Origin of the sequence: Rothia sp. 27098_8_161 (genome assembly GCF_041432905.1) — a bacterium.
Classification (GTDB): domain Bacteria; phylum Actinomycetota; class Actinomycetes; order Actinomycetales; family Micrococcaceae; genus Rothia.
Window position 1 is genome coordinate 149,881 of record NZ_JAPWAL010000003.1, and the last position, 23,509, is coordinate 173,389.

A 23,509-nucleotide genomic window follows, 5' to 3' on the forward strand; every position below is an offset into this window, starting at 1 on the left:
CTGTATTTCCCTTCCTTTTCGGAGGGACTTTCATTGAGGGGCTGACGATAGTGTCCGATGGGCTAAAGCATGGGCAAATTTCCCTTCCTTTTCGGAGGGACTTTCATTGAGGGCTGATGAGGGCAAGCGAATCCCCACGGTAGGAGAGATATTTCCCTTCCTTTTCGGAGGGACTTTCATTGAGGGTTGCCAGAGCAGTCGACAGGCCATCACCGCGTTCCCTCGATTTCCCTTCCTTTTCGGAGGGACTTTCATTGAGGGGCATCTTCATGCTGGGTGCTTCCGGTAAGCCGTTGCCGATTTCCCTTCCTTTTCGGAGGGACTTTCATTGAGGGTCAATACGTAGTCCCCGCAAGTGACTTGCCGCTTTAGATTTCCCTTCCTTTTCGGAGGGACTTTCATTGAGGGTCTCCGATAGGGGCACCTTGATAACCTCTGCCTGATTTCCCTTCCTTTTCGGAGGGACTTTCATTGAGGGAACCCCTTGAAGCATGGCACAAGCCATGAGCGGGATTTCCCTTCCTTTTCGGAGGGACTTTCATTGAGGGAGCGCCTGGACTTGGGGTGATAGCGTCTATTCGGGAATTTCCCTTCCTTTTCGGAGGGACTTTCATTGAGGGTTTGCTCTCAACTCCGGCCCTGACCGCAATGACCGTTCCGGTGATTTCCCTTCCTTTTCGGAGGGACTTTCATTGAGGGTTCAATGTGTCAACGACAGTGCCGCGGCAGATGGCATTTCCCTTCCTTTTCGGAGGGACTTTCATTGAGGGCTGTGTAGTCCCCGTCTTCGCAAGCGCAAGGCTAAATTTCCCTTCCTTTTCGGAGGGACTTTCATTGAGGGCTACAAAGATTAGGTCGTCCCAGTCGATTTCGCCTGCATTTCCCTTCCTTTTCGGAGGGACTTTCATTGAGGGCTATGCTTGCTGGGGTAAACGGGAGGAAGTCGAGAAATTTCCCTTCCTTTTCGGAGGGACTTTCATTGAGGGAGCAATACGGTTACCGCTATTGGTGATAACCACCATATTTCCCTTCCTTTTCGGAGGGACTTTCATTGAGGGTTGGTGGTGTGTGAGTGCTACTCGGCTAGTTGGTGTCATTTCCCTTCCTTTTCGGAGGGACTTTCATTGAGGGCCAGGAAATGGAAGCCGAAGCCCGCGAGGAACTCTACATTTCCCTTCCTTTTCGGAGGGACTTTCATTGAGGGCCCTGACCGCGAGCCAGCTCGCGCATCTCGTTGTATTATTTCCCTTCCTTTTCGGAGGGACTTTCATTGAGGGGTCAGGGTTCTTGTGTTACCTTGCTACGATAATTCATTTCCCTTCCTTTTCGGAGGGACTTTCATTGAGGGTGTAGAGGCTCTTACGTGCGGGGGTGAATTTCGTGCATTTCCCTTCCTTTTCGGAGGGACTTTCATTGAGGGTTATTGGAGGCCTCGCATGGTATCAGGACCTGGAGATTTCCCTTCCTTTTCGGAGGGACTTTCATTGAGGGACTGAGATCAGTGATTTCTGGGGTGCCTACGGCTCATTTCCCTTCCTTTTCGGAGGGACTTTCATTGAGGGCGCTTCGTACGGAGCGCTTCAGGCACAAACGTGCCCATATTTCCCTTCCTTTTCGGAGGGACTTTCATTGAGGGTCTTCGGTGTGGGTAGTCCAGGTGAGGTGCATGCTGATTTCCCTTCCTTTTCGGAGGGACTTTCATTGAGGGTATGCCCTGTTTCTGCGAGGATGATTGCACCGCCCGCATTTCCCTTCCTTTTCGGAGGGACTTTCATTGAGGGACGGCGGCATACCAGGCTCCGGCACCGGCTGGTGGCATTTCCCTTCCTTTTCGGAGGGACTTTCATTGAGGGCTGCCGGATAAGACGGTGGTGCTCGGGTTCCCTGCGGCTGATTTCCCTTCCTTTTCGGAGGGACTTTCATTGAGGGACGTAGAAAGTAGCCTTTTCCCTTGTCAGTGCGTTATTTCCCTTCCTTTTCGGAGGGACTTTCATTGAGGGATGTTCTTCCCTGTATGTCTGACTTCGGAGTTCACGCATTTCCCTTCCTTTTCGGAGGGACTTTCATTGAGGGTCAGATTCGCCGAGCATGCCCTCACGAGCCAACGCAGATTTCCCTTCCTTCTGGGAAGGGCTTTCATTGAGGCGGTTGATGAAGAATGCGATAGCGCAGAGGACAGACATTTCCCTTCCTTCTGGGAAGGGCTTTCATTGAGGCACAGCAACAGACGCCCCGAACTTCAGTTGAGGTTCGGTATTTCCCTTCCTTCTGGGAAGGGCTTTCATTGAGGCTCATAGGGATACGCGCTAATCTGCACCATCTGCGCGATTTCCCTTCCTTTTTGGAGGGGCTTTCATTGAGGCATGGCATATGCAGGATGGTAGTCTAAAGGTTAAAGTTGGTACTTCCTTACAATTTCGTAAGGACTTTCGTTGAGGCCTGCGGATGTCGCCGTCATCTTTAGGGTCGATTGCGGTAATTTCCCTTCCTTTTTGGAGGGGCTTTCATTGAGGCACTCCGTAATGGGGTTCGACGCTTCTACCTGGCCCGCATTTCCCTTCCTTTTCGGAAGGGCTTTCTTTGAGGCTTGTAACCGTCGCCAGCACTGAGTTTGTGGACGGTCATTTCCCTTCCTTTTTTGGAGGGACTTTCAATAAGACAGATTAATATCCCTTCAAGATGACTGTGGGACCGCTTGTTCTGCACCTTGAGGTGTAGACTTTCATTGAGGCTCGTGACCGGGCAGCTCCCAGAAATTGGGTATCTCATTTCCCTTTCTTTTGGAGGGGCTTTCATTGAGGCTCGCTCCACATGGCGGCAAGGCTTCGGGGGAGAGGGATTTCCCTACAATTTTGTAGGGACCTTCATTGAGGTGCTGAGTCCAGATGAACGCCGTTGCACATGCCGCTGCATTTCCCTTCCTTTTTGGAAGGGCTTTCATTGAGGCAAGAAGATGCGCGACGAGATGAGCGTGTGGCTCGCCTATTTCCCTTCCTTTTGGGAGGGGCTTTCATTGAGGCGAAGAGGCCGCAGAGATTATCTTTGGCTAAGCGCCCATTTCCCTACCTTTTTTGTAGGGCCATTCATTAAGGCATTGAGGTCAAGGCGAATAATGAAAGATTCTCAACTCAGCGATTTCCCTACAGCCTTTGTAGGGACTTTCCCTAACCTATTCCTGCTCCGTTCCTGGACCCGCCACAATTCAGAAACGGAGCTTTTCCTTTTTGCCGCGCAGGAAGCAACCAGGCTAAAACACCAACCGCAAACCCCACCAGCCAGCTGCTACTTGCCTACTCCACACATCCAAGCAGAAAACTCAACACGCCAGAATAGCGTCATAAACTCGCTGATAAGCCAAAACAATCCGTCGCAGTGCTAACCTCAAAACCAAGCAGCCAAAGCTGACTGCCCACCATATTCGCTCACACCAAGGAGACACCGATGTCTACCCACTACAGTGCAGGCGACGAACTTCCTATCTCACTCGTCATGCACACCGTGTACTGCCCCCGCCGCGCATGGATCGAATCCAATGGCGAAAAGACCGACACCTCGCAAATGCAAGAAGGGCAATCCGCCCACAAACGAGTCGACGACCCCAAAACATCCCGCGGCGCACAACAGCGCGCAGTCACCATCTCATCAACACGCCTCGGGCTCACCGGACGATGCGACGCCATCGAACCCCAAGAAGACGGTTCTACCCGCATCATCGAATACAAAGCAACACCCGTACGCCGCAACGCATCCGTCACGCCCGCCCACAGGGTGCAGCTTGCCCTTCAGAAAATCTGCCTCGAAGAAGCCGGCGAAACCGTCAGCGAATGCGCGGTGCACTTCACCAACCACAACAAAACCGTGCCCGTCGACATCTCAGACGAAGACATCCGCACCGCAGAAGAATACGTACACACCACCCGCGCACTCATCGACAACCCGACAGCACCGCAACCCCTCGAAGACTCACCTCGCTGTAGCTGGTGCTCCCACATCTCGGTGTGCCTACCCGACGAATCCCACGGAAAAGCAAACATTACACGCGTCGTCGCCAGCAACCCCGACAGCCAAGTAGCGCACCTCACCACGCAAGGATCAAGAGCGACCGTCCAGCAAGGACGCCTCATCGTGCAGCACCTCGGTGAAACAATCAGCAGCGTACCCCTCGAACGTGTGCACAGCCTCGTGGTCCACGGAAACATTGACGTTTCCTCTGCGCTTCTACGAGAACTCATGTGGCGCAACTGCACCATCATCTGGTGCTCCAGTACCGGCCGAGTCTACGGCTGGTCGCAACCCGGCACCGGACCGAATGGACTGGCCCGCGTGCAACAGCATGTCCTCTCAGCGCAGGGGCACCTGCCCATAGCGGCCGCCATGATTGCCAGCAAAATCTCAAACCAAGCGACCCTGCTGCGCCGCAACGGCCACGCCGCAGATGTATGCCGCACCATGCGAGACATCCAGAAGCACACGCCGCAAGCTACCTCAATCCCGGAACTGCTCGGCATCGAAGGTGAAGCCGCCTCGCTCTACTTCGGCAATTTCGCGACCATGCTCAAAGAAGACGTGCTCACCGAACTCGGCTGGACCTGGGCCGGGCGGCAGGGGAGAGGCGCTAACGACCCCATCAACATTCTGCTGAACTACGCCTACGGGCTGCTCAGCTCAGAATGTATTCGCGCCATCCTCACGTGCGGGCTCGACCCTCACGCCGGGTTCCTGCACAGCAGCTCCCGCAACAAGCCGGCGCTCGCTCTTGACCTCATGGAAGAGTTCCGTGCCGTCATCGCGGATTCTGTGGTGGTGTCTCTTATCAATAGGAAGCAGGTTAAAGCGGCGCACTTCACCGCGGTTGGTGGCAGCTACCGGCTCACACCCGAAGGACGGAAGACTGTCATCGCCGCGTTCGAGAAGCGAATGGCCACGGAGATTACCCACCCCACCTACGGGTATTCGGTGACGTGGCGCCGCGCTGTTGAGGTGCAAGCCCGCATGCTCCTGGGCGTAATTAACGGAACTACCCGCGAGTACACGGGGGTGACCGTACGATAATGCGTGACGACGCCCGACGAACACTTATCGCTTACGACGTGCCCAGCGACCGGCGGCGCGCCAAGCTGGCCAAGCTCATTCTCAGTTATGGGGACCGTATCCAGTACAGCGTCTTTATTGTGGATGCGGCCCCCGCCAAGGTGCGACGCATCAAAGACGAGGTTCAGGAACTCATCGATCCGGACGAGGACTCAGTGCTCTTCTGCGACCTGGGGCTGCTGGCCCGGCTTGACGAGCCGACCTTCAGCTACATTGGCCGGGCGCGCGAGGTAACCGAATCGGATGCGCTCATTCTCTAGCCGCGTGTTGCTCATTCGCTAGCGACGCGCGGCGGGGGAGTGGAGGAATGACGAGTTCGATTGCGGACTGGTAGTAGAGGTGGGGATAATGGCCTTTGGAGGCTTTGTCTGTCTCCGCGAGAACCTGGCACGTGACGTAATCTTGGCGTGTCGCTCGCGTGATGTTTTGGCTTGTCAATAGTGTTTAAATGCTTAAATGGCTACTTGGGTATACTTTTTGTGTAGGCCTGCCGCGAGGTTCTCGCAAAGCACCCGTTTCTGCCGCATAATTGCGAGTCAGTTTCGGGTGGCTATTTCCCCGCCTTAGGGCGGGGACTTTCATTGAGGCTGCCCACACAGCAACAGACGCCCCGAAACTCAACTGAAATTTCCCCGCCTTAGGGCGGGGACTTTCATTGAGGCCTGATGGGGGAGTGTGTGCCGGGGTAGGGGGGTGCCATTTCCCCGCCTTAGGGCGGGGACTTTCATTGAGGCCGCACCCACCAAAAACTAGCCGGCACACCATACAGATTTCCCCGCCTTAGGGCGGGGACTTTCATTGAGGCTACACCCGTACAGCGCACCTGCAGGTCAATGGCAAGATTTCCCCGCCTTAGGGCGGGGACTTTCATTGAGGCACCATTTTTTGGCCAATGTCACCGTCTGTTTTGCCGAAATTTCCCCGCCTTAGGGCGGGGACTTTCATTGAGGCAAGGTTGAAGTTCCTTACGGCTACACTGCCGAGTTATTTCCCCGCCTTAGGGCGGGGACTTTCATTGAGGCAGGCACAGACTGGGCGATAACAATCTCGCCGCCGCATTTCCCCGCCTTAGGGCGGGGACTTTCATTGAGGCGTACAGGTGTGGTGGTTTACCCCGGGGTAAGAGGGAATTTCCCCGCCTTAGGGCGGGGACTTTCATTGAGGCCAGGTTGTGGGAGCAGCGGGCGAGATCGGATACAGGGATTTCCCCGCCTTAGGGCGGGGACTTTCATTGAGGCGGATGCCACCGCCCCTTCCCCGCAATCTCCAGCCTTATTTCCCCGCCTTAGGGCGGGGACTTTCATTGAGGCGAAATATGCAGGAGCGGAGTACACCGATGCAGACTAGATTTCCCCGCCTTAGGGCGGGGACTTTCATTGAGGCTCGGCAGGAGGAGCGACGCGAACCTTTCCGGTTGCCAGATTTCCCCGCCTTAGGGCGGGGACTTTCATTGAGGCCGCGTTGTCACTACCCAGGCAGGAGGCCGTAAGAATTTCCCCGCCTTAGGGCGGGGACTTTCATTGAGGCGAATCAGCACGATGCACACGGCAATGCGCAATACCCGCATTTCCCCGCCTTAGGGCGGGGACTTTCATTGAGGCACTATAAACTGTGAGGTAATCTCATAGCGCCCGCAATTTCCCCGCCTTAGGGCGGGGACTTTCATTGAGGCACACCACGAAATCACCGTTCACGATGGCCTGCTCCAGATTTCCCCGCCTTAGGGCGGGGACTTTCATTGAGGCTGATTCAGTGAAGCGTACACGGCAATGCCCGCAAGGATTTCCCCGCCTTAGGGCGGGGACTTTCATTGAGGCCTTGGCGGCACCTGGCGCGGTCATTGTTACCTCGAATATTTCCCCGCCTTAGGGCGGGGACTTTCATTGAGGCTGGAGAGGTGGTGACGCTCTGGCACACCGCAAATGGATTTCCCCGCCTTAGGGCGGGGACTTTCATTGAGGCCCCAAATCTAGGAGCTTCACGATTACGGTCACTTGCATTTCCCCGCCTTAGGGCGGGGACTTTCATTGAGGCGCGGTGAATTCGGGTCCATGTGCTTCAGGAGGTAGCCATTTCCCCGCCTTAGGGCGGGGACTTTCATTGAGGCTAGTGATGAGGAGCTGGATACGGCGGGTGACTCTGAGATTTCCCCGCCTTAGGGCGGGGACTTTCATTGAGGCATTGGCTACCCGATAACAAGCCTAAGAGTAACCTCAAATTTCCCCGCCTTAGGGCGGGGACTTTCATTGAGGCACGGAATGAGTGAAGACGCTGCGCAACCGCGCCCCATTTCCCCGCCTTAGGGCGGGGACTTTCATTGAGGCAAGGAAGATTCAGTAGTAGAGGATGAAGGGGGCAAAATTTCCCCGCCTTAGGGCGGGGACTTTCATTGAGGCACAAGGCTGGTGTTGAACGCGCGGCCCATGCGGGCATTTCCCCGCCTTAGGGCGGGGACTTTCATTGAGGCAAAGACGACTTCCTCGAGGTACTCCAACTCAAAGGCATTTCCCCGCCTTAGGGCGGGGACTTTCATTGAGGCGGAGCCCGCTTCACTGAACTGCTCGCTCGCTACGGATTTCCCCGCCTTAGGGCGGGGACTTTCATTGAGGCTCGGTATCGACGTGGTGTGCCCAGTTGGTGAGCCTGTATTTCCCCGCCTTAGGGCGGGGACTTTCATTGAGGCGGGCCGACTGAACGGACCCACATGTTCTTCGTCATCATTTCCCCGCCTTAGGGCGGGGACTTTCATTGAGGCAAGCAGTACAAGGAACGTAAGGATGCTGAGAAGGCGCATTTCCCCGCCTTAGGGCGGGGACTTTCATTGAGGCCAGGCAGTTGTCTCCGTAACATCGGGTGCACTCAGCATTTCTCCACCATCGGGTGGGGAATCTTCATTGCGATTCTGAGCATGAATCGCGAAATCTCGCGCGGGTTGCGTAGCCCCGGTTTAGAAACCACCCTGGTGTCTAGACCGGGGCTCTTCTCTCTTAAAAACTTCAGAGTGCAGAAAAGCGGAGATGGCTACCGATGTTGGTCGTAGACTCAGCTCAGTGGCCCAGCTGATAACGGAGTGAATCCGCGACATAGCCAACTCAGAAGCACCTGCGCTATAAGTTGTGGAAACAGAGGAGGTTGGTCTGATTGCGGACGGATAGCAAAGACGGGATAATAGATGGAGTCAACTGATTTTAGCTTGCGGCGACATGTCTCCCATTTCCAGATTCAGCGCCCTCACGCGCTGGTGTTCATTGAGGGTTGGACCTGTTACAACAGCCGAAAGCTAGCTGACCCTATTCTCTCGGAGTCGTAAAAAAACTCTGGGAGCTTTCTTTCCAGTCCGCATCTCCTCGGTACGCATGTTACCGATGAGATGCGGATTTTTTACTTGGAACTGTTAAGAAATTTAAAAATCTGGTGTATTCTCGAGATATACAAAATTTGACCGGCTGGTGCCTCACGCATCCTGCATGAGGATTGACCCGGGCAGTTGTCTGGAGGTAAAACCGATGGATATTTTTGCAGACCTGGTGCTGAACACGCTGTCGCTCATCTTGGCAGACCTGTTGTTGGGAGTATATAAGGCATGGACTAGGAAGAATCGCGCCAAGGGCGGCCCTTGTGATGAGACGATGCGGGAGGTTCCCAATATTGAAGATTTGGGTGGACAGAAAACTCTGGTCGTACTCTCAAACCGAGGCAATACGGAAGCTCAGATTGCGCTCACGAATCACCGGACGCAGATCTTCTCGCTTCTGCCGGCTGGGAGCAACGTTACCGTGAGTATTTCTTCGGGTGAAGAAAAGCCGCCCACCACGACGGAAACGCAGTAGGCGGCTTTGAAGTACGTTGATACCGCAATAAGCGAGGTGTTTTGAGTTCTGTTGCAGCAGAATCAATCCCAGAGTATAGCAAGAAAACAGGGCCAGACTCTAGCCTTCTCTATATACTGACCAGCTTATGCAACTAAATGCCCCTGATGCTGCGCTGAATAGTGCCTAAACAAGGCGGTTACAGTGCAGTTTCAGGGGCATTACCGTCCTTGAAGTAGCGGCGTGACGAAAACGCGCGCACCATTCGGGAAACCGATGTAGCTTAAAGCTATACAACAAAAAAATCGTGCACAACCCACGCATCGATGCGAGATGTGCACACACTACCTAAGGAGACAATCATGTCCCAGAACATCATTACCCTCGCCGACCTCATCGAGAACGTCAAGCTCGGCGGCGGCTCCGTCATCACCTCCAGCACCGAACTCGAACCCGCAGCAGGCCCCCACGCATCCGTAGCACCCGCCAAGTACGTTGATGGCAAGGGGCAGGCTGCTAAGTCCGTTTTTGTGTACGAGACCCGCTACATCGCAGGGAAGACTGAGAACCAGGACGAACGCAAGAAGAAGGAAGAATCCAAGACTACCAAGAAGGTCGCCAAGGGTAAGCCTCAGACCGTCGTCCTCATTGACAGCAAGCAGTCCGAACTCAACCGCGCAGAAGCCGCCATCGAACAGGGCCGCCAGTACGGCGACGAAGCAGTCGTCAAGATTCCCCGCGCCGTCGTCACCTACCAGACCGAAAACGGCCCCGTCGAATACACCGACATGGAGCTCTCCCACCGAATCTTCGACGGCCACTTCCGCGCCGGCACCATCGACGGCAAGCTCATCACTGAAAACGACGACTACCGTGCACTGCGCAATTGCACGCCTGCAGATATGAGTGCCTTGCTGAACACCGCCCCCGCGGCGCTCCTCTTCGGTGCATGGGACTCCACCCGCAAGAGCAACCAGGTCCGCCTGCGCAGCGCCCTCGTCGGTGAAATCATCGGCGTCCTCGCTGATCAGAAGCGTACTGGTGAAGAGCAGCAGGCACGTCGTAGCGGTGCTCGTGTTGACGCTGTAGCCGCCAGCGTAAAGCTTGGCGCTAAGGAACTTAGCTCTCTCGTCGATGACCAGGAAGCTGAACTGAGCGCCAAGAACGTTGCCGCGCGTCGCAAGGAAGTAAAGACCGCCAAGGCTGACGACCGTATCTCTGCATCCCATCTCGGTCTGGGTAGCATCCCGCCTTCGGTTGAGGAAATTGGCGGTGTCGCTTGCCGCCGTATCATCCGTTCCTGGGTTCTGAGCCTCGCTAGCCTGCGCCAGCTGCGCTTCGGTCAGGACGAAAACAAGAACGTTGCTGCCCGTGCACTCCTTGCCGCACTCGGCCTCAACGCCATTGCCCGTGCGGAGCGTGAACTCTACATCCGTGCTAACTGCGACCTGATCGAATCCTCCGCCCCTGTCGTAACCCTCGACCAGCGTTTCGGTGAGAAGAAGCCCTTCGCACCCCTGACCGTTGAACACACCGACCAGCTGCTCCTCGAGGCTATCGAGAACGCCAAGAAGGCTGGCGTGGCTGACTGGAATGGCCAGACTTTCAACGTCGACGGCAACCCCATCATCATCAAGAACGCCACCGCGGAGGACGCTGAATAATATGACGAACCTCGGAATTCTCGCGAGGTTCCCGCTCGGCGTATACCAGGGCCACAAGGCGGACGGAAGCCCCGATGCCTTCCCCGACCCTGCCCGCTTGCAGGCCGCACTTCTCAGCGCGGCCGCGCAGGGACCTCACGCAATTATCGAAAAAGGGCAACTGGCCCCCTCGGAAGAATCTCTCAAGGCTCTCAAATGGCTTGAGGAGAACCCCCCGACCGGGCTACAGCTTCCCGACATGTGCCCCGTGTACCGCTCACCCAACAAGATGAGCCGATTTATGTACCGCGAGGTAGCGCGCTCCACCAAGGATGGGCGGCAGACCGAACGTCGCGCCGTATCCGACGGCTGGGCAGTATCCGACACCATTGGCTGGCAGTACGACAAGGTGCCCGCAGACATCGCGGAAACCATCACCCAGCTCTGCGGCGAAGTACCTTCCCTCGGAGAAGCCAGCAGCTTCACCGCCCTCTACACCGGAGACGTGGAACCCACCCACACCATCGACACTAAGTCGGGCCCCTTCGAAGCCGGCGGCATGCCCGTCCGCGTGCCCGTACCCGGTCGAATCGACGCGCTCATGCGTGCTCACTCAGAAGCGTACCCCGCCAAGGTTCCCACCAAGGCAGGCGACAAGACCGCAGCGAGCGACACGATGCGCCCCTCATCGGTACCCACCGCAGGTCTCGGATCCATTAAGTACCAGCCTGTGGAGGCTGAAACCTCCACTAGCCCCTGGGAATACTTGTGGCTCCTCGAAGTAGATGGTGAAGAGCTGAAGCCCGCACAGTACGTCAAGGCATGCTCCCTGCTGCACAAGGCTCTCGTAGCTGCCGCAGGATTCGGCGCGCCCAGCCTCATCACCGGCAAGTACCCCAAGGGGCACAAGCCCGCCAACAGCCTGGCGTTGCAGTACCTGCCTGCCCGCTACCTGCCCGACTATCTGCGTCGTGAGGTGAAGTCTCAGGGAGCCCTGCTCATCTTGGTCCCGACAAGTGCCCCGACCGATGAAGCTGTAGAACTCGGTATCGCACTCAGGAGCGTAGAAACCCTCTACGCTCAGGACTTCCCCCGACTGACCGTGAAGCTTCGCCAGAAGCGCCTGCCCGCGCAGGGGTTCTGGGATGCTCCCAAGACCGGGTACAAGCGCCTGTGGCGTACTCTCAGCGCGGCCGTTCCCGAATCGCGCGTTTTCAACCGCCCGAAGAAGGCTGAGACGAAGGCCTGGACCTTCGCAGACGCCGCTCTGCTTTCCATGGCCTACGTGTGGCGTGACAGCTTCGAAGCGCCCGAGGCTGAAACCTCACGCGAACGAATTCGTAGCTTGAGGGATCAGGTCGAGGAAACGGCTGAAGCCAAGGTTCTGGAAGCCCACCGTGTAACCCAGAACCCCGCCGCCTACGCCTACAAGCTGCCCCGCACTCTGCCCGCAGAGCCGTGGCGCGGCATCGTAGACCTCGGCAACCTAGCAACTGACACGACCCTCGTAGCCATCGGCCAGTCCCGCCACATGGGCGGCGGTCTGTTGGTTCCGTTTGACGTGCCCACCGAAGAATACGACCGTCACAAGAAGGAGGAAGAGCATGACTAGCCGCGCTACCACGCTGCCCTCCATCACTCGTGAAGAGTTCGGTGCCTTCTTTGCCGCGCTTGATGCCGCGCTTAACAGTGCACCTAACGAAGCACCCAAGGAAAAGCAAAAGCGCTACCCCTTCAGCTGGCAGGAAGAGGTACTCGACCACATTTGCGAGCACGGCGTATGGCCGGAACGTATTAACGCGCCGACCGGCTCCGGTAAGTCCTCCGTGGTGGATATCCACCTCTTCGCGAATGCGCTCGCCGCAGTTGGCGCCGCGCCGCGCGTTCCCCGTCGCCTCTGTGTGACCGTGGGACGTCGTGCGCTGGTCGATAGCCAGGCAACCCGAGCCGACAAGATTCTCGAATGTATGGAGAAGGCACTCGCTGATGAATCCGGCGAGCCCGGTATTCTGCGTAGGGTTGCGGAAGCTCTCCAGAGCTTCCAGACCCGCAACAACGAGAAGGGGAGCAAACCCTTCGAGACTGGTCACATCCGTGGCGAACTCTCGAACCGCAACCTGCCGGTCACCGACATTTCGGCCTGCGCAATCATCGCCGCAACCCCCGATATGTACGGTTCGCGAGCACTCTTCCGTGGCTACGGCAGCACTAAGGCTGCCCGCCCGCGTGAGACCGCTCTGCTGGCTATGGACACCGTCATGGTGCTCGACGAGGCACATATGAACCGTCAGCTGCTACACACCACTCAGCGTATTGCCGAGCTGCAGAAGCGCGAGGTCAACCTGGGTGTTCCCACCCTGCAGGTGGTTGAGACGACCGCTACTCCCTCCACTGAGGACAGCGAATCAACCACCTTGGGCGTTGACATTGAGGCCCTCGATAGCCCGAATGATGAAAAGCTGCGCGACCGTGTCTACTCGCATAAGGAACTGGTGCTCCGCCCCATCGATAAGTGGGATGGTAAGCCCGGTAACCCTGCGACCGTGAATGCCGCTGTGGACGCCATTATGGAGCGGCTTGCTCACCGTGAGGCGGGTAAAGGTTCGGAGGTAGCCCACACTGTCGGTTGTATTGTCAACCATGTGCGGACGGCTATCTCCATCAAGGAGGAACTCGCTAAGGATCTGGCAGAGGATGAGGTCCAGCTTCTCGTAGGACGCATGCGCCCCTCGGATCTGGAAAAGCTACAGAACAAGCACCGCGAGCTCTTCACTACCGAAGGCGATAAGTCCGTGAAGGTTGTTGTGGCCACCCAGACTCTCGAAGTCGGTATTGACGTTGACTTTGCTGACCTGGTGACCGAGCTGGCTCCGGCTTCCTCCTTGGCGCAGCGCTTCGGCCGTGTTAACCGTCTGGGTTGCCGTAAGGATTCTAAGGTCGTCGTTATTGAGCCTGCGAGCGGTGACTTGGTAAAGAAGGACGCGCCTCCCTACAAGGCGGTCGACCTGAGCAATGCGTATGGTTGGCTCGAAGCGCTCAACGGTGCTGAGAACCCGTCGGTGAACCCCGCCGCAATGGTCAAGAACCCGCCGGTACAGTCCTCCCCGGAGCGCCTGCTCTACCAGCGCCCGGAATGGCCTGACCTGCTGGAATTCTCGCGTACCGACGAGAATCCCTACGATGAGCCGGAACTTGACCTGTGGCTGCACGACTCCCTGGATGCAGAAACCGCAATGGGCGGTGTTATTGTGCGCGATAACCTGCCGAGCAACACTTCTGCCGCAATGGAGATTCTCAAGACCAGCTACTTTGCACCGAGCGACCGGGAAACCTTCCCCGCGAATCTAAAGATTCTCCAGGAGATTCTGGACTACCAGGATGAGCACGGCGTGAAGCCGCGTAAATTCCTTTACCGTCAGGGTGAAATTTCCCTGTGGCAAGATGCTGACCACGGTGATGAGAGTAACCAGTCGTTGGCCCCCGGTGACGTCCTGCTTCTTGACACGGGCAGTGTTCCGTTCACGAACCAAGGCATTGCCGTGACTCAGCGTGAGCTTCCCTCCACGAAGGACAAGCTGGAGACTGTGCCTTTCCTCAACGGCACCCTCTACGTGTACGAGAAGTGCGCGGACCGTGAGGAACGCTTCAGGAAATACCTGGGCCTCTCACCCGAAGAAGCAGCAGAATTGCTCGATAGCCAAGCTTTGGACGGCCAGAAGGTGATTGCTTCTGAACTTTCTACCGAGGCCGAGGACGGTCAAGAGGTTATCGCCTGGTACGCCGACGTGACCGACGACGAAGAGTCTGTTGAAGGTTCCGATATTGCTCAGGAGTTGGTGCTGGCTGGTCCCGTTCTTCTGGACGACCACCAGAACGATGTTGCTGAGCGTACACGCCAGCTTGCCGAGAACCTCGGCCTGGCACCGGAATTCTCGGAGGTACTGGAACTGGCTGCAAAGTACCACGACGAAGGCAAACGCGACCTGCGCTTCCAGCAGATGCTAGGTGCAGACCCGGATGCGGACGCTCTTGCAAAGAGCGGCCACCGTTCCGTAGCAGAGGCGTACCGCGCCCGTAGCCGTAGCGCCCTGCCGAGGGGCTGGCGTCACGAGCAGCTGTCTGCGCTCATGGTTGCGGCCTCCCCCGAAAAGGTGGGGGAGCACCGCGACCTGGTATTGCGCATCATTGGCTGCAGTCACGGTCACGGCCGGTTCTCCTTCGCTCATGACGCAGGCTTCCTGCTCAAGGAAGGCTACCTGCCCGAGGGAACGGACTACGAAGCGCTCAAGGAACAGGCGACCCGACTCTTCAACGACGGCTACTGGGACAACCTCATGGAGCAGACGAGCCGCACCTACGGCCCGTACGCTACCGCCTACCTTGAGGCCGTTGAGCGCGCAGCAGACGCCCAGATTTCACGGGAGGGACACTAATGGCAACGCTGACTATAGCCGGTGACTACACCTCGGCATTGACCCATTTTGCCCTCTACGGGCTGTCTCTGATGGTTGAGCAGAAACACCCCGGAACCGTCACTGTCGGTTGGTCTCAGGAGGGTCAGCCTCGCGCCCAGATGCATGCTGAAGGCGTGTCAGAAGAAGAAATTGCCGAGTGTGTGCACTCTTACGTTTCTTCCTTGGCCGCTGACGGTAGCTGGGTGAACGTCGACCAGTCCTACGGTGCGGGTAAGGAAACCGCTGTTTTCTCCCCGTTCTCACCGCGTATTCGCGGAATTGACGCAGAGAAGTACCCGGATGATTGGGCCTCTCACCAGAAGACCCGACAGGCTCATCTAGATGCGCTGACGGAACGTGACGACCTGCTGTCCCTTCTGTGGATTGCTGGCCTGGGTGAACCGGCATACTGGCGTTTTGAAGCCAAGGCCCCTCGCCCCGACCACGGCGCGTCTCGCTGGGAGATGAAGACCCGCAACAAGGGCCAGGAGTTCATTAAACACCGCTTGCGCCTGATGTGCGCGGACCTGGCCACCTGGGAACCTTCCGCGATGCTCAGCGGCATTACCGGGCAGACCCTGTACGACTCGCTGGATAATAAGCCGGACTCCCGAACCGGAACCGGTTTCACCGTCCCGCAGCCGACCGATACTGCGCTCGCCTTCTGCGCGCTGGTGGGTATTGCGAACTTCCCGGTGATTCACCAGATCCACCGGATTGGCATGACCCCCGGTGCGTACCCGTACAACGCTTTGCATCCGCGGCTCATGGTGCTTCCGGTATCCTCCGGAAGGGTTACGCCCGCCCGGCTGCGAACTGTGCTGCGCAGCCACCCCTACCGTAGGGTGGTTGACGAGGTCGGTAAGGCGATGGAACGCGGCTCTTTGAGCTCTGACATTTTCGTGTCCGAGCTGGCGGATGAGAAAGCGATCCTTCGTGAGAAGGGTGTTCAGGCGTTTGTTGCTTTCCCCATCGCGAAGGTGGGTAGTGACTCGGCTCCTGAGCGTCAGGTTCTGAAGGGTAGCGCGATTCCGCTGGGCTAACCTAGCCGCTTATCGAAGCTGGCAAATATGCCCGCACAATGCAGGGGAGGGGCCCTCCGGTTGAATGACCGGAGGGCCCCTCCCTACCTATTATGAGTGCCTACATATTGCTGGGTGGATATGCGGTAGCTGGTGCGCTAGGGAACCGCCCCTTACGCCACCGCCACGGTACCCTTGGCTGCGGTACCATTTCGGGTCCACAGCAGGAGCGCCGCCACGCTGTTGATGATGTAGAAGATGTACTTGCCGACGTTCGCGAAGTTGCCCTGAGTCAGCGCCTTGATGCACTGCACGGTGTTGTACAGGAACCAGAATTGCCACTGCATCGTGAGCTTGAGCGCGTTCAGAATGTTTGCTGACAGGGACAGGCCAAACACTACGGTCGTGATCCAGAACAGGAACGAGGTCTTGCCGCCGTAACCGACATAGTTCGCAATCAGGGAGAACGCGAACGAACCGGCCACAATACCACCAATAATCAGCTGCCCCTTCGTGCCGGTCAGTGGTTCCATTGCCTTGCCGCGTTCGGAGTTCTGCCACCTACGAATTGCGAAGGTGTACACGATAAAGGTCACCGGGTAGGTGATGATTGCTGCCTTATTGCCCAGAATATAGTCAATCGCGCCAGACAGCGCCGTGTTAATAATGCCGAGCACGTTGCCGACGTTTGAGAGGCGGCCGGTCAGGCGGGTAGACATCATTGAAATACCCACGTTAATCACGGAAATCAAGCCGAGGGGGATGAAGCTCGTGATCGGGCCCCAGTCAACGTACTTGGCGAGGTTGGTGCTCAGGTATCCTGAGGCGATTGCGATGGCGATAACCAGTGCTACGCCGAAAAGGTCGGCGTACTTAGACTTGGCGAAAAAGAGGAGAGCCTTCTCGTATGAGAATTCCTTGGCCTCCATGGGTAACTCCTTTGTTGAGGATATAGAAACAGTGATAGGGTACCAATAACAATAACTCTTTGAAAAGGATTTGAACCGGCGTGTCACACATAAAACATCAGAAACCCACTGACTCCGCATCTTGATACAAAGAAAACCCTGTGCCCCTCCAGACCCCATACCAACTTCCGGCAAACCTTGCCCCGGCAACCGAGGAAACTAAAGGCCGGCGCCTCGTTATTCAGCGTGCCACCATCACTGAAACCGGTATGACCGTGAACTACACTGCACACGGTCTGCGCGAATTCCTTAGCGAAGGCACCACTCTGACCGTACGCCACGGCTACATTCGTAACGACTCTTTCGAAACCCTCCGCTCCTGGCCGCTCACCCCCGAATTTGACGGTGACGCTGACAGCTTCAGCGGTAGCGACCAGTTCCCCATCGAGCTGATGCAGGGTGAGGGCGTTGATTACGCCCTGCGGCTGGATATTTGCTCCGACCCGTGGGGTCAGGAGGTTACCCACCAGATTGCTGCGCGTGTTCCCTTGGCTGAGACTAAGACCTGAAGACTTCTTTCGAGGATATTCCGGATAGCCACCCGTTCGCTGAGGATATCAGCATGGCGAACCAGAAGAAGTGGCTGATGCCGAACCCGCAGACTGGCGCGTTTGAGCCGGACTGCCATGTGCCCCATGAGGAGCTTATTGCTCTGCTGAACCACGCTGCAGGTCACGCTGGTGTGAGCGAAAACTCTGAGGTTGCCCCCTTCGCGGGTGCGGCAGGCCGTCCGACCGCGAATGCGCTGCACTGGGCTCGTGACCACAAGATCACCGAGCCGCTCACTGGTGGCGACAAGATTGACCCGACCGCACCGGTTTCTCACGAGGAGCTGGCGGCTGTGCTGTTCCAGTACAACGCGGAGGTTCAGCTGACTGAAATGAACGAGGCTGCTGGTTCTCGTTTTCGCGACGTGCTCGGTGCCGGTACTCTGCACCGTTACGTTGCGTGGGCTGGCGCGAACGACATCGTGCTGGATTCTTCGGGCGTGTTCAACCCGACCGCACCGGTTTCTCATGAGGAGCTGGCTCGTTTCATTCGCCGCTACAAGCTGCAGAACCTGCTGTTCACTGACTTCTCGTATGTCTCCTAATTTTTAGTCACCTCGGCACCGTGTGTTGGGGTGTGTGGAACCCCCGTCTTCTGGCTTTTGCTGGAGGCGGGGGTTTTGCCATGCCCCGTATTGCCGCTCATCGCGGAGTTTTAGTGACAGGCTGTGCCTGGCATATGAAATTTTGCGTTATATATGCCTAAAATCTTGCAAAATCCTGTGCGCTAAGTAAGTATTACCTAGAAGGTAAGTTAAAGTTTGCCTTACTTAATACTGTGTGAAGACTAGTTTCCTTCCTCGTGGGCCCACGAAACCCATAGCAAAGAGTAGGAAAATCACGGCACCTCACCACCTGTCGGTGGCGGAGAGACGCACCTTTACACACACCCACGAAAAAAAGGACATACATATGAAGCTCGCATCAAGCAAGGCATTCAAGGGCCTCGCCGTTGGATCGCTGGCACTGGCAATTTCCGGCGTTGCCACCATCCCCGCATCGTTCGCGGCAGAATCCACCCGGGCAGCAAGCCAGAGCAGCGACGCTCGCACCATCACCGACAAGGCGATGGCAAAGATCACCCAGGGCCTGCCCGGTCAGTTCCAGGTCGCATACTCCAAGAAGACAAACAAGATTTGGGTTGCTGGCACTGCAGACCGCGACGAGCACGTTTCCACTATCGCTCGCATTGACGCAAACTCCCTGAAGATTGAGGCAGTTGCCGAGCTGCCCATTATCAAGGGGGACTCGGGCTACTCCTACGAGGGTGCGTACGGTATCACCGTCGATGACGAGGAAGGTACCGTGTGGGTGACCAGCACCCGCGATAACTCCGTTGCCGTATACGATCAGGCGACCATGAAGCAGCTGTGGACCAATGCGGGTCTGAGCAAGGACGACCCGAACTGGATCGAGCACCCCCGCGAGGTGCGTGTCGATCACGAGTCGGGTAAGGCTTTCGTGACCGGTCGCTTCTTTGTCTCGGCTATCGATCTGAAGACTAAGAAGGTCGAGAAGATTCAGCTTGAGGGCGCACCCGATGGCGGTACCCGCTACATCAGCATGAACATTCTGGTGGACGGCGGTAAGCTGTATGTTCCCGAGCGTACCGGCGGCAAGATTTTCGTCATCAACACCAAGACCTTCAAGGTCGAGAAGACCATCTCTGTGAAGGGCGATAAGGACGGCGATGTTCGCCCCTCCGACGTGGCTATTGACCACTCGCAGAACGAAATTTACGTCTCTTCGCAAGGCGTGAAGGGCGAGAACTCCGGTGTATCCGTGTACGATGCGACCACCCACGAGTTCAAGAAGTTCATCCCCTTCGGCACCCAGGCACTCGCACTGGACAACGACGAGGCGAACGACCTGGTGTACGTCTCTGACTTCGGCACCGGCAAGGTCGGTGTGATTGACGGCGGCGCAGCAGACAAGCTGATCGCCGAGGTCGCAATGAACGGCGGCAAGGCAAACGACCTGGTCGTACTGCCCAACGGTTCCGTTGTCGCTGTGGACAAGCAGGCTGGCGCAACCGCAACCGTGCCCTACGTCCTCGACGGCACCACCGGCACCGTCAGCACCTCCAGCCAGGTTACCAGCAAGCCCGGCAAGGACCGCCAGGGCAATGACGTACCCGCAAAGACCACCGACATTCAGGCGAACTCCATCCTGAAGTTCAAGGTCACCGCAACCGCAGGCGACAACTCTCAGGTCAAGCAGGTCACCCCCGAAACCCGCGAGTTCCAGGGCTACCCGGCAACCGCCACGAAGACCAAGGCAACCGACTCTACCACCCCCTCCACCGAGGCACACCGCACCGTGGATGCAAACGGTAGCGTTGCGAACATCATTCAGGGCCTGCCCGGCCAGTTCCAGGTTGGCTACTCCAAGAAGAACCACAAGCTGTTCGTACCCACCGTGGGTGCGCGCGGCGGCCTCGCTTCCTCCCTGGCACGCGTGGATGCAGATACCCTGAAGACTGAGGCATTCGCCGAGCTGCCCGTGAAGAAGAACGATAAGGGTCAGTACGGTTACACCTCCGCGTACGGCGTGACCGTTGATGACGTGGACGGCACCGTCTGGGTTACCAACACCATCGACAACTCCGTGGCAGTGTACGACCAGCAGACCCTCAAGCCCATCTGGACCAACGAGGGTGTGAAGAAAGACGACCCGAACTGGATCGAGCACCCCCGCTCCGTTCTGGTTGACCACGAGTCCGGCAAGGCGTTCGTGACCGGCCGCTTCTTCGTCTCCGCTATCGACCTGAAGACCAAGCAGGTTGAGAAGATTCAGCTCGAAGGCGCACCCGACGGTGGCACCCGCTACGTGAGCATGAACATGTTCCTGGGCGGCGGCAAGCTGTACGTTCCCGAGCGCACCGGTGGCAAGCTCTTCGTCGTGGACACTAAGACCTTCAAGGTTGAGAAGACCATCCAGACTCAGGGTGAGGACTCCACCGTTGAGGTTCGCCCCTCCGACGTTGCTGTGGACTACTCCCTGGGCGAAATCTACGTCTCTTCCCAGGGCGTGAAGGGTGTCAACTCCGGTATCTCCGTGTACGACCTGACCACCGGCGAGTTCAAGAAGTTCGTCAAGTTCGGCACCCAGGCGCTCGCCCTGGAGCATGACGAGGATCGCGACCTGGTGTACGTGGCTGACTTTGGCACCGGTAAGGTAGCTGTCTTCGACGGTCGCGCTGACGAGGTCATCGGCGAGGTCGAGATGAACGGCGCAGCCGCGAACGACGTGACCCTGCTCAAGGACGGCTCCGTGCTCGTCCTCGATAAGAAGGACCGCGACGAGAAGGTGACCCTGCCCTACGTGCTCAACGGCACCACCGGCGAAATCACCACCGCCAGCGAGTACACCACCCTGCCCACCAAGGACCGCCAGGGTAACGACGTTCCTGCATCGGTTCAGCAGCTGAAGTCTAACTCGATTCTGAAGTTCAAGGTTGGCGTGAAGGACACCGACGCGAGCGCAGCTCCTGTGGGTATCACCCCGACTTCGCTTCAGTTTGCGGGTTACCCGACGGTGACCGGTGTGAAGGCTGAGGAGCCGAAGCCAGCTGATCCGAAGGTTGAGGATAAGAAGTCTGACGCTAAGTCCGAGAACACCGCAGAGGCTAAGGATCAGACCTCCAAGGATCAGGCATCTCAGTCTGATTCTAAGCCTGACGCTAAGACCGGTGCACAGGACTCCAAGTCTGATTCCAACTCGGACTCCAAGCCTGTTCCGGATGCTGTGAAGGCTGATAAGTCCGGTTCGGCGGTGAAGAATGGCGGTTCCTCGGTCGCTAAGAGCGATGCTGGTTCCTCGCAGGCTGGCTCTTCGCGTGGTGCTTTGGCGAACACCGGTGCTAACGCTGTGCTGCCGCTGGTTGCTTTCGCTTCGGTGGCTCTGATCGCGGGTGCTGCTCTGGTGATGCGCCGTCGCAAGGCATAAGCGTGGCGTTTAGCTTTCGGGCTTAAATGCTCGATTCGATGTAACGCGTGAGAAGGCGGGTATTTTCTCTTTTGGATTCTTTGAATCTGGGGGAGGGGGTACCCGCCTTTTGTGTATCTGCTTGGGCTAATGCTGGATGGGTGGTTTGAAAGCATATTTATATATATGCACATGACTATAAAAATATAGGTTTTGAATGTCGAAAATGTGCGGCTCATGGTGAATGTTGCTGGCGCGCCTCACCTAAAATTTTAAATTAATATGTAAATATGAGAGCATCACAATACCCCTAGTTTCCAGGGTTTTCGCCCGCAAGGTCAAGGAAAACCCTGGAAACGAATCAACCTTCGAATGATGCTGAAGGCGAATTTGGGGGTCATTTATAAAAACACAAAACATGCCCACGTCGTTGCTTATTATTTTACGAGTAGAACACTGAGGATGAGAAGGTAAGTAAATTTATGTGTTACTACACTTCTGCTTTTCATGCCGTCGAATATGTCACCGCATATTCACGGGTGTCTTGTTAGCATTCGCCTGTGGCATGTGAGCACTTCCGTTATATATTTGAAGGATACACATTGAACCTCACTCCCTCCTCGGTTAAAGCATTGAAAGGGCTCGCCGTCGGCTCCTTCGCAGCACCGAACACCGCACACCAGATCAGCGCATCGTATCCTTCTACCGCAGCGCTGAGCCGCGTTGTTGACACATCCGCATCCATTGCCCAGATTACCCAGGGTCTGCCCGGTCAGTACCAGGTTGCCTACTCTAAGGAGATCAACAAGATCTGGATGGTCGGCGTGGGTGCACGCGATGACCTCGCCTCCACCATTGCTCGTGTCAATGCAGACACTCTTCAGATTGAAGAAGTGGCAGTGGTTCCTTTCGAGCTGGATAAGAACGGCGAATTTGGCTACATTTCTGCGTACGGCATCACTGTTGATGACGTGATCGGCACCGTGTGGGTTACTAATACCACCGACAACTCCCTGTCTGTGTTCGATCAGAACACCATGGAGTTGATTTGGACTAACCACGGCATTGCCGAGAGTGACCCTAACTGGATTGAGCACCCCCGCTCCGTGCTCGTGGATCACAACTCCGGCAAGGTGTTCGTCACCGGTCGCTACTACGTGTCCGCTATCGATATGAAGACCTACGAGGTCACCAAGCTGCAGCTCGAAGGCGCGCCCAATGGTGGCACCCGCTACGTTGGTATGAACATGACCGTTGATGGTGACAAGCTGTACGTGCCTGAGCGCACCGGCGGCAAGGTCTTCGTCATTAACACCCATACGTTTAAGACCGAGCAGGTTATCCGGACCCGCGCCGAGGATTCCACTGTTGAGGTTCGCCCCTCTGATGTCACTATTGACCACTCCGAGAACGAAATTTACGTCTCTTCCCAGGGGGTGGACGGCGTGAACTCCGGTATCTCCGTCTATGACCTGAGCACCGGTGAGTTTAAGAAGTTCGTCAAGTTCGGCACCCAGGCGCTGTCTATGGAGAACGATGAGGCACGCGACCTGGTGTACGTGACTGACTTCGGTACTGGCAAGATTGCTATCTTTGATGCGAAAACCGACCGTACTCCATCGTGAAGTTCTACGCTGAGGTTTCCAAGGGTGAGTTCACCTCCACCACGACCATTAACCCCGCTAAGATTCCTTTCCAGGGCTACCCGAATCAGGCTACCGCAGTGCTGATTGACCCCTCCCCTGAACTTCGCTGAGGGTGCCGTCGACATTACCCGACCGCGGGTGCGGAGGTAAGTGCGGTGGAGGTGCTGGACAGATGTCGGGGGAGCACCTGGCATAGCTGGAAAAGGGCCCATGCGGTGGGTTTTGCACCCAATGTAAAATATGTGACTCAATTCACTGCTCTTCGATTTGGTTGTTTTCGAGAACCTCTGTAAAGTTATATGTGTTGCCAGGGAGGCCTGGTAAAAGAGATTTAAATCTCACGGCCCCATCGTATAGCGGCCTAGTACTCCGCCCTCTCACGGCGGCAACACCGGTTCAAA

Annotated in this window: 13 protein-coding genes and 2 CRISPR repeat arrays (1 of these 15 cut by a window edge); of the genes, 12 read left to right on the forward strand and 1 reads right to left on the reverse strand. The window is 56.8% G+C overall.

The features are described from left to right. A CRISPR array of direct repeats spans positions 1-2,659; the repeat unit is 36 nt; unit sequence ATTTCCCTTCCTTTTCGGAGGGACTTTCATTGAGGG (it extends 359 nt beyond the left edge of the window). Positions 2,660-3,441: 782 nt separating this feature from the next. The 7 genes from cas1 to O3648_RS02250 all read left to right on the forward strand — a co-directional run bounded on the left by cas1 (position 3,442) and on the right by O3648_RS02250 (position 16,040). Next, complete coding sequence (gene cas1 / locus O3648_RS02220) at positions 3,442-5,052, forward strand: CRISPR-associated endonuclease Cas1 (RefSeq protein ID WP_371568143.1); 1,611 nt, start codon at positions 3,442-3,444, stop codon at positions 5,050-5,052. Next, positions 5,052-5,351, forward strand: a complete 300-nt coding sequence (gene cas2, locus O3648_RS02225) for a CRISPR-associated endonuclease Cas2 (RefSeq protein ID WP_044141701.1) — start codon at positions 5,052-5,054, stop codon at positions 5,349-5,351. The genes cas1 and cas2 overlap by 1 nt, the downstream gene beginning before the upstream one ends. A 292-nt stretch (positions 5,352-5,643) precedes the next feature. After that, a CRISPR array of direct repeats spans positions 5,644-7,991; the repeat unit is 36 nt; unit sequence ATTTCCCCGCCTTAGGGCGGGGACTTTCATTGAGGC. A 606-nt stretch (positions 7,992-8,597) separates the two neighbouring features. Then, positions 8,598-8,921 (forward strand): hypothetical protein, encoded by a 324-nt coding sequence (locus O3648_RS02230; RefSeq protein WP_279788640.1) that lies wholly within the window; start codon positions 8,598-8,600, stop codon positions 8,919-8,921. A 341-nt stretch (positions 8,922-9,262) separates the two neighbouring features. Next, entirely contained in the window at positions 9,263-10,564 is a 1,302-nt protein-coding gene (gene cas7u / locus O3648_RS02235; RefSeq protein WP_279788639.1) for a type I-U CRISPR-associated RAMP protein Csb1/Cas7u, read from the forward strand. A 1-nt stretch (position 10,565) separates the two neighbouring features. Next, on the forward strand, positions 10,566-12,155 hold the full coding sequence (gene csb2, locus O3648_RS02240; RefSeq protein WP_279788637.1) for a type I-U CRISPR-associated protein Csb2: 1,590 nt from the start codon (positions 10,566-10,568) through the stop codon (positions 12,153-12,155). Continuing rightward, the gene (cas3u, locus tag O3648_RS02245) at positions 12,148-14,976 is read left to right on the forward strand and encodes a type I-U CRISPR-associated helicase/endonuclease Cas3 (RefSeq protein ID WP_371568147.1); all 2,829 of its coding nucleotides are present in this window, start codon (positions 12,148-12,150) and stop codon (positions 14,974-14,976) included. The genes csb2 and cas3u overlap by 8 nt, the downstream gene beginning before the upstream one ends. Continuing rightward, on the forward strand, positions 14,976-16,040 hold the full coding sequence (locus O3648_RS02250; protein WP_371568149.1) for an aldehyde dehydrogenase: 1,065 nt from the start codon (positions 14,976-14,978) through the stop codon (positions 16,038-16,040). The genes cas3u and O3648_RS02250 overlap by 1 nt, the downstream gene beginning before the upstream one ends. A gap of 152 nt (positions 16,041-16,192) precedes the next feature. Here O3648_RS02250 and O3648_RS02255 read toward each other — a convergent pair whose 3' ends face one another. Continuing rightward, positions 16,193-16,948 carry a nicotinamide mononucleotide transporter gene (locus tag O3648_RS02255; RefSeq protein WP_279754583.1) on the reverse strand — a complete coding sequence of 252 codons (756 nt, stop codon included), beginning with the start codon at positions 16,946-16,948 and terminating at the stop codon, positions 16,193-16,195. 140 nt (positions 16,949-17,088) lie between these two features. Between O3648_RS02255 and O3648_RS02260 the strand changes: the two genes are divergently transcribed. The 5 genes from O3648_RS02260 to O3648_RS02280 all read left to right on the forward strand — a co-directional run bounded on the left by O3648_RS02260 (position 17,089) and on the right by O3648_RS02280 (position 23,218). Beyond that, positions 17,089-17,496: a hypothetical protein gene (locus O3648_RS02260; RefSeq protein ID WP_279754582.1), complete on the forward strand. Its 408-nt coding sequence runs from the start codon at positions 17,089-17,091 to the stop codon at positions 17,494-17,496. Positions 17,497-17,549: 53 nt separating this feature from the next. Beyond that, the gene (locus O3648_RS02265) at positions 17,550-18,080 is read left to right on the forward strand and encodes a hypothetical protein (RefSeq protein WP_279754581.1); all 531 of its coding nucleotides are present in this window, start codon (positions 17,550-17,552) and stop codon (positions 18,078-18,080) included. 367 nt (positions 18,081-18,447) lie between these two features. Beyond that, on the forward strand, positions 18,448-21,483 hold the full coding sequence (locus O3648_RS02270; protein ID WP_279754580.1) for a DUF5074 domain-containing protein: 3,036 nt from the start codon (positions 18,448-18,450) through the stop codon (positions 21,481-21,483). Between the two features lie 581 nt (positions 21,484-22,064). Then, positions 22,065-23,087: a hypothetical protein gene (locus tag O3648_RS02275; RefSeq protein WP_279740629.1), complete on the forward strand. Its 1,023-nt coding sequence runs from the start codon at positions 22,065-22,067 to the stop codon at positions 23,085-23,087. After that, entirely contained in the window at positions 23,084-23,218 is a 135-nt protein-coding gene (locus tag O3648_RS02280; RefSeq protein WP_279740630.1) for a hypothetical protein, read from the forward strand. The genes O3648_RS02275 and O3648_RS02280 overlap by 4 nt, the downstream gene beginning before the upstream one ends. Positions 23,219-23,509: the final 291 nt, after the last annotated feature.

Bases quoted from the DNA above. Each gene is read 5' to 3' on its own strand.
- cas1 (WP_371568143.1), top strand. From the start codon at position 3,442: ATGTCTACCCACTACAGTGCAGGCGACGAACTTCCTATCTCACTCGTC.
- cas2 (WP_044141701.1), top strand. From the start codon at position 5,052: ATGCGTGACGACGCCCGACGAACACTTATCGCTTACGACGTGCCCAGC.
- O3648_RS02230 (WP_279788640.1), top strand. From the start codon at position 8,598: ATGGATATTTTTGCAGACCTGGTGCTGAACACGCTGTCGCTCATCTTG.
- cas7u (WP_279788639.1), top strand. From the start codon at position 9,263: ATGTCCCAGAACATCATTACCCTCGCCGACCTCATCGAGAACGTCAAG.
- csb2 (WP_279788637.1), top strand. From the start codon at position 10,566: ATGACGAACCTCGGAATTCTCGCGAGGTTCCCGCTCGGCGTATACCAG.
- cas3u (WP_371568147.1), top strand. From the start codon at position 12,148: ATGACTAGCCGCGCTACCACGCTGCCCTCCATCACTCGTGAAGAGTTC.
- O3648_RS02250 (WP_371568149.1), top strand. From the start codon at position 14,976: ATGGCAACGCTGACTATAGCCGGTGACTACACCTCGGCATTGACCCAT.
- O3648_RS02255 (WP_279754583.1), bottom strand. From the start codon at position 16,948: ATGGAGGCCAAGGAATTCTCATACGAGAAGGCTCTCCTCTTTTTCGCC.
- O3648_RS02265 (WP_279754581.1), top strand. From the start codon at position 17,550: ATGGCGAACCAGAAGAAGTGGCTGATGCCGAACCCGCAGACTGGCGCG.
- O3648_RS02270 (WP_279754580.1), top strand. From the start codon at position 18,448: ATGAAGCTCGCATCAAGCAAGGCATTCAAGGGCCTCGCCGTTGGATCG.